This window comes from Oleiphilus sp. HI0128, from assembly GCF_001635365.1.
The window spans coordinates 1-1,328 of the sequence record NZ_LWGG01000968.1; the positions used below are offsets into that span (position 1 = coordinate 1).

Annotated in this window: 2 protein-coding genes; both read left to right on the forward strand. The window is 44.0% G+C overall.

Going from position 1 to position 1,328, the window contains the following annotated elements; translation table 11 throughout:
- Window positions 1-331 (forward strand): TonB-dependent receptor domain-containing protein (locus tag A3763_RS15835; RefSeq protein ID WP_156495125.1); only part of this gene is annotated, 331 nt, incomplete at its 5' end.
- A 3-nt stretch (window positions 332-334) separates the two neighbouring features.
- The coding region (locus tag A3763_RS15840; protein WP_068760217.1) for a sialidase family protein at window positions 335-1,328 on the forward strand (994 nt) is incomplete at its 3' end.

Here is a 1,328-nt window from a genome sequence, read left to right on the forward strand (position 1 = left end):
CGATAACGAGCAAGCTGAGGCGCCTAACAGTTTGGCTAACTTACGTTTGAACTATTCTCCTCAAAAGGTGCAGGGTTTGACGACTTCATTGGAGCTTGAGCATATTGGTGAGTATTGGATGGATGACAATAACACTAAAAAATATGGCGGCTATACGGTTACACACTTAAAAGCACTATATAAAATTTCTGAACAGCTCAAATTGAGCGCTAAGATTAATAACCTGTCGAATAAAGTGTATGCGGAAAATGCCAGCTTCAGTTACGGCAAAGAGAAGTATACACCAGGGGCTCCGCGTCAGTTATTCGCAGGTATTGAGTATCGGTTTTAAGACATGATGACTAAAGAACGCTCAGGTATTTTTTTCATACTGTGCCTTTTGCTTGCACTCTTATTGACCTGCAACCAAGATGCAGAGGCAGCAAAAAAGCATGGAGCAATGAAAAACAGTTTGCTGCCTGAGTGTCAAGGTATGGCACTTCCATCTGTGCATTGTGGACGCGCTCCATCGTATGCCGAGGGTAAGGATAAAGTGTATGTGGTCTTCTCTCAGAATGGCCATATCTACTTATCTTCATCATCAGATGAAGGGCGCAGCTATACGCCTCCTATTGCTGTTAATCGGCGACCTGAAGCGATTTATGATGATGGCGAGAATAGGCCAAAGATCCTGTTGGGAAAACAACAAGAGATCTTTATCTCATGGACGCATAAGACGCCTGGGCGCTATTCGGGGGATGTGCGTTTTGCTCGTTCACTCGATGGCGGTCAAAATTTTTCTGAACCGATTACGATCAACAATGACAAAGCACTAATCGGTCATCGTTTTGATGCGATGCTGATGGATGGTACAGGGCGTTTATATTTATTCTGGATTGATAAACGAGATAAAAAAGCCGCTCGTGACAGGAATCAAGACTACTTAGGGGGATCGATATATTTCACCTACTCTGACGATGTAGGCGCTAGCTTTCAGCCCGATAAAAAGTGGGTTGATCATAGTTGTGAATGTTGTCGTTTGGCCCTAGCAAATGATTCGAACCAAGATGTAGCGATCTTATGGCGGCATGTATTCCCAGGCAGCATTCGAGACCATGCTATTGCCTATGTCAAAGACTGGAAGTCTATGCAGAACGCTCATCCAGCTAAAGCGGCTATAGATAACTGGGTGATTGAAGGCTGTCCTCACCATGGTCCTGATATGTCTTTTGATCGTGATGACCGCGCACATATTGTCTGGTTTACACAAGGGGATAAACATAAAGGTTTGGTGTACGGTCGCTATAACTTTTCTGAAGGAAGGGCCTTAGACACAATTTCGATTGATT